This window comes from bacterium (assembly GCA_035703895.1).
Taxonomy (GTDB): Bacteria; Sysuimicrobiota; Sysuimicrobiia; order Sysuimicrobiales; family Segetimicrobiaceae; genus Segetimicrobium.
Genome location: DASSXJ010000047.1, coordinates 1 through 5,500, shown reverse-complemented (window position 1 = coordinate 5,500; position 5,500 = coordinate 1). Strand labels below are relative to the sequence as shown.

The 5,500-nt window shown below is 65.5% G+C and carries 8 protein-coding genes; all 8 read right to left on the bottom strand.

Features of this window, described 5'->3' with window-relative positions:
* On the bottom strand, positions 1 to 344 hold a 344-nt coding region (locus tag VFP86_03520; protein ID HET8998695.1), incomplete at its 3' end, for a hypothetical protein.
* Positions 345 to 356: 12 nt separating this feature from the next.
* Positions 357 to 1,286 (bottom strand): prepilin-type N-terminal cleavage/methylation domain-containing protein, encoded by a 930-nt coding sequence (locus VFP86_03515; protein HET8998694.1) that lies wholly within the window; start codon positions 1,284 to 1,286, stop codon positions 357 to 359.
* The gene (locus tag VFP86_03510) at positions 1,252 to 1,632 is read right to left on the bottom strand and encodes a prepilin-type N-terminal cleavage/methylation domain-containing protein (protein ID HET8998693.1); all 381 of its coding nucleotides are present in this window, start codon (positions 1,630 to 1,632) and stop codon (positions 1,252 to 1,254) included. The genes VFP86_03515 and VFP86_03510 overlap by 35 nt, the downstream gene beginning before the upstream one ends.
* Positions 1,629 to 2,114, bottom strand: coding sequence for a prepilin-type N-terminal cleavage/methylation domain-containing protein (locus VFP86_03505; protein ID HET8998692.1), 486 nt, complete (start codon positions 2,112 to 2,114; stop codon positions 1,629 to 1,631). Before VFP86_03505 ends, VFP86_03510 begins: the two co-directional genes overlap by 4 nt.
* Positions 2,115 to 2,385: 271 nt before the next feature.
* Positions 2,386 to 3,165 (bottom strand): alpha/beta hydrolase, encoded by a 780-nt coding sequence (locus VFP86_03500; protein HET8998691.1) that lies wholly within the window; start codon positions 3,163 to 3,165, stop codon positions 2,386 to 2,388.
* Between the two features lie 127 nt (positions 3,166 to 3,292).
* Positions 3,293 to 3,952, bottom strand: coding sequence for an MBL fold metallo-hydrolase (locus tag VFP86_03495; GenBank protein HET8998690.1), 660 nt, complete (start codon positions 3,950 to 3,952; stop codon positions 3,293 to 3,295).
* 55 nt (positions 3,953 to 4,007) lie between these two features.
* Positions 4,008 to 4,550, bottom strand: coding sequence for a type 1 glutamine amidotransferase domain-containing protein (locus tag VFP86_03490; protein ID HET8998689.1), 543 nt, complete (start codon positions 4,548 to 4,550; stop codon positions 4,008 to 4,010).
* 143 nt (positions 4,551 to 4,693) lie between these two features.
* Positions 4,694 to 5,128, bottom strand: coding sequence for a DUF1801 domain-containing protein (locus tag VFP86_03485; protein HET8998688.1), 435 nt, complete (start codon positions 5,126 to 5,128; stop codon positions 4,694 to 4,696).
* Positions 5,129 to 5,500 lie beyond the last annotated feature (372 nt).

Genomic DNA, 5,500 nt, shown 5'->3' with positions numbered 1-5,500 from the left:
ACCAGGGACTGCGAGCTGACATTCGGTGTGCAGTCTCCCGGCGCATTTCCCGGGACGCTGAGCCGGTAGGTCACCGTCCGGTTATTGAGGGAGAGCGTCTGCGGATTGCAGTTGGTAGGCAGGCTGAACCCCTGCATGGTCGTGAGGACCTGGGCCGCCCCCACGTTGAGCCCGGCCTCGGCCGCGTTGAAGCCGGCGACGTTCTTCTGGTACGACACCCGCATGTCCGAGTTGCGGTCTACCGACAGCATGACGAATGTCCCGACGGCGACCAGGACGAGGATGATCAGGAGAACGAGGAGCACCGCCGCCCCGTGTTGCTGCCCATGAACCTTCGCACGCATGCGCATCACCCTCTACAGCCGTCCCGCCGGGAATTGGAAGTTCCTAGGAGAGATCTCGAAGATCTCGTTGTGATGGAGGAATCCGTCGGACGAACCCGCGCCCCCGACCCCTCGCAGTGAGCGGGCGCCTACATCGAAAATGACCGAGCGCACCTTCTTCCAATCGGTCGCGGATTGCGGCAGATTCACCACGCAGAGCGGGCGTCCCCCCCCTGTGGAACTGACGCAGTTGGTGGGGTCGTAATCGTCGTTAAAGACATATTGGATGTCGAACAGATCAACGCCCTTGACCAGCGCCTCTTCCGACCCGCCCAAGAGGGTGAGCGTCAGGCTGGGAACGCCGCCGCAGGTGGGACAGGTGCTGCTGATGGCAAACGTCCGTGCTTCCACGGCGTACACTGCTGTCGTGTCGACCGGGTACGTGCCCGTAATGGGGGTGGTGGGGTCCACGTTGATGGTGCTCCCAACGACGCTCAGGATCTTGAAGTACTGATGCTGGCCAGCATTGACATAGAGATAGCCCCAGGTCCCGCCGAGGCCGGCAAAGTTGGTCGCGGGATTCACCATGAACGACGTGCAGCTCATGCAGGGGGGGCCCGCGATCGCGCCCTTAGCGCAGTGCGGATTCGCCCGGATCGTGATCGAATCCGTCGTCCCGTTGTCGATGCCGCTCATCGGCTGGACGTCCGCGGGCGGATTGTCGAGCATGCAGGCCCCGGCGACGCGCGCCTCGCGCGTCACGGCCGCCACTGCGGACCGCAGCTGCTGCTGCGTCTGCAGCCGCGCCTGCTGCTGAACCCAGCTCTTCGTCATGAACACGTACCCGGAGCTTGCCGCCAGTGTGACGATACCGGCGATCGCCGCGCAGATCAGCACTTCGGGCAGCGTAAACCCGCGTGCGTATGTCTTACTGAAGGTTGCTGAGGATCGTCTCGCTGACATAACTTTGAACCCCGCTGTTCCAAGTGACCGTGACCTTCACCCGCGTCATGTTCGTCTGGGGATCGTTCCTCACCACGTCCGCCCTGACCGTATAGGCGTCGGAGCCCACGGTGGGATACGTGTAGAACGTGCCCCCCGTGATGCCGGCGTAGTTCGCGTCGCGGTACTGTTCGATCGTCTGTGCCGCCAGCGTGCTCGCGTCGCTCCCTTGCTTGGCGAGGTGACCCTGGCTCATCGCCACCACCATGAGCTGGGCGGAGACCACCAATCCGATGGCGAGGAGGACCGCGGCGACCAGCACCTCGAGCGCCGTGAACCCCGCTTCGGACCGCCGGTGGATCTTCACGGACGATCCACCATCCCCGACCCGTTGACGGTGACCTGCTTGGTCCACCCGCGCGCGGTATCTCGAAGCGCGAATGTCACCGGATCGGCCTGTCCCGTCTGTATCACCAGGAGCCCGCGGGTGTCGAACTCCGCGCTGGCGGGTGTGGGGAGGGTCGAGAACGACACGTTGGGCCGCAGCGTGATGGTCCGCTGCGTGGCCCACGAAGCAGGCAACGTGCAGTTCGAGACCGTGGTGTCGCAGCTCTCGATAGAATACTGGTAGGGCGGCCCGCCGGCGGCCACCGCCACGTGGTAGTGGATCGTGCGGCTCACGGCAAACTCCCGCGCAACCTGGAGATTGAGCGAGAAATCCTGAAGATCGGCGGCCAGGTTCTGGGGAGCGGAGTTGAACATCGGGAACGCGATCGCGATCGCCGCGGCGACCACCGCCAGCGCGACGATGATCTCGATCAGGTTGAACCCGTCCTCAGAAGCCCACATGCGTCTCCTCATTTCAGCGCCCCCATGTCGCCAACCGAGCTGCGTGCCGATTGCACCCCCGAACGTCTTGTTCTCATCCGAGAGTTCATTTGTTGGCGACTATCCCCTTGGTTCTAAGAGTGGATTCAAAACGTCATTCGAACGATGGATGCCCTCCTGTTCGGATGAGTAGGCGTTCTCCGATGCCACATCGGTGGAAGAATGCGGGAAGATCGCGAGAACTCTGCGGACGGCCGCCGACAGACGGGCGTGCGGCGCCGGCGCGATCGCGCTACGGTGCGGCCGGCGTGGAGACGAAGCGTGTCACGAGGTCGGTGGTGGGATCCCCTGCGGTCCCAATCGCCTGCACAAGCTGAAAGTGCCCGCGGCCTGAAACCGTCTCGAACCGCGCCGCGATCCCGACGCGCCCGACCGCGTCGGCGAACCCCTTCGACTGCGCGCGCATGTCCCGGTAATCCTCTCCCGCCACCACGATCAACAGCGGCACGCGGGTCGGGTGCAGGTGCCGGATCGGCGAGGCCGCCTCGAGCGCCTTGGGAGCGCGGCCAAACGGCGGATAGATGAACTGCGCGAATCCCCCCTCGGAGGTGTCGTCGATCGGCATGGTCAAGTCAAAGACGCCGGAGAGGGCAATCACGCCCGCGAGGCGCTCGGGGTCCACGGCCTCGGCCCGCAGGTATTGAGGGTCGAACAGAAGGAGCGTCACGAGGTGGCCCCCGGCCGAATGCCCGCTCAGGAAGATCCGATCCGCTCGCCCCCCGTACTCCCCGGCGTGGTGCATCGCCCACGCGACGGCCCGCGCGGCATCCTGGACGTGGCCCGGGTGGCGGACGGAAGGCGTGAGGCGGTAGTTGACGATCGCGGTGAGGATCCCCCGCCTGGCAAACGCCTCCCCGATATTTCCGTACTCGCGCTTGTCCCCTCGTTGCCAGACGCCTCCATGAAAGAACAAGAGGACGGGGGTACCGGCGTGGCCGTCGGGCCTGAAGAGATCGAGACGGTGGTTGACCGGATCGGCACCCTTTCCTTCGTAATACGCCACCGTGGTCATGTGCACCACCTCCGCCGGGCCCGCCGCGACCCAGGATGCGCAGGCGGCGAGGCACCCAATCGCAAACGCGCACACGGACACGGTCCACCGGCTCCGCATCCTCGCGCGAGCGATCCTCAAATACTTCTTAGGAACGATCCTCGCCCTGCCGCCGGGACATGAGGGGGGCGAGAAAGGGATTCGTGCGCTTCTCGTCGCCGATCGTCGTCTCGGGCCCGTGGCCCGGGTAGCAAGTGGTCTCATCGGGGAGGGGCAGTAAGACGCGGGCAATCGAGGCCAGCAAGGTGTCCAGGTCGCCGCCGGGGAGATCCGTCCGGCCGATGCTGCCGGCGAACAGCGTGTCGCCGACGAACGCAATCCCGTCCCCCACCAGGCACACCCCACCCTGGCTGTGGCCCGGCGTGTGATGGACGGTGAGGGTCACACCCCCAACGGCGATCCGGTCGCCCTCGGTCAGCCACCGGTCGGGGACGGGCGAGGGCGGGAGGTCGAGCCCAAAGATCATTTTAGCCCGAGCCGGCCCCTGCTCCAGCGTCTCGCGCTCAGCTTCGTGGATCCAAAACGGGGCACCCGTCTCACGCCGAACGACATCGACCGCCTGAATATGGTCGAAGTGGCCGTGCGTGTTGACGATCGCCTTGGCACGGACCCCTAGCCGCGTGAGCGTCGCGAGAATCCGGTCCGCCTCGTCTCCCGGATCGACAACAAACACTTCTCGGGTGGCTTCGTCCCCAACGATATAGCAGTTCGCGCCGATCGGACCGACGGGGAACCCCTGGAGAATCATCGCGTGGGGTCCGGCAGGGTCAGGCCGGACCCCGCGTCTCGATCGAGTCCCAACGCTACGTCCTTGCACCCACCTTCGCGACGCTCAATGCCTTGACGATCTCCCGGCAGAACGCAGGGAGATCGGGGGGCGTCCGCGACGAGATCAGGTTGCCGTCAACCACCACTTCCTTGTCGACGTAGTTGGCGCCGGCGTTGATGACGTCGTCCTTGACGGCGCTGACGCAGGTCATCGTCTTGCCCTTAACGATCCCGGCGGAAATCGGTACCCAGGCCGCGTGGCAGATCGAGGCCACGACCTTACCCGCTTGGAACGCCTCCCGCACCAGCCGGAGCATCGCCTGGTGGCGCCGCATCCGATCCGGAGCGAATCCGCCCGGGATGACCACGGCGTCGAACTCGGACGCCCGGGCGTCCTCCATCGAGATATCCGCCTTCGCCGGATAGCCTTCCTTGCTCTTGTACGATTCCCCCGCCTGTGGGCCGACGATCGTCACTTGAGCGCCGGCCTCCCGCAGCCGCAGCACCGGATACCAGAGTTCCAAGTTCTCGTAATGATCCTCGGCGAGGACCGCGACCCGCTTACCCGTGAGCTCCATGCGCCATTCCTCCTGTGAGATGCGCGCGAGGCGCGCAGTTGTCGTTGGGGCAATTTCAGTATACGAAGCCCCTCAACAGCGGGTCAAGCGATCTGCGGGTCCCTCTCCATTGCGGCACTAGACCGTCGCGGCGGACGGGTCCCTCAGGGCCCCTTCTTCCCTCGCGCCGAGGGACGGGACGGCTTCTTGGCCGGTCCGGGGGCTTCCTTGCCCTTCAACTTGGAACGGTTGTAGGCGATAGCGGTCCGGACGAGCCGCCGGAGCGCCGCCTCGTCGAGCCAGTCCTTCTCGAAGATGTCGATCGCGCGCCAGGCGTTCCCTTCCAGCCCCGCGTTGAAGAGGTGGGCCGCGTCCGGGAAGTTCGCCCCTTGGACGAAGGTCCACTTCACCTTCCCCCTGTGGGGGTTCGCGAGCGCGACCATCCCGTCGCAGTACCAGACGGGCGTCCCCATCCACTTCCAGTCCTCGGTGACCCCGGGGTCGGACCCGAGCATGATCCTCCGGATGGTGGCCAGCACCTTGCCGCGCCAGTCCGGGATCCCCGCGATGTGCTGGTCGATGCGCTCCGAGGCCTTCACGCGCGCCCCCCCGCCCCCTCACCGCTTCCGGTGCCGCTTGGACGCGCGCTTCGTCATCGACGCTGCTGCGTATCCTGAACTTGCATCCCGGTGCGGCGCACGTGAATACCTTTGCCAGCAGTTCTTAGGCGAATGTTTTGATATAAGAGTCTTTCCTCCCTCTTCCGATCTCGGCGTCCAGTGTGCGCGTTCGTGGACGCGGGGGCACAGCGGCATACGGGCTGTTAGCGTTGGCGGCCTGTCCGGCGGGACAGTAGAATGAGCGGCGTGCCGGATTACCTAGCGCAGCCTGATCATGGAGCGGGGACGAGCGGTCCGAACCGCGACCGCATCATCTGATCACCTCGTTCGCGCAGGGCGGCGTTCCGGACG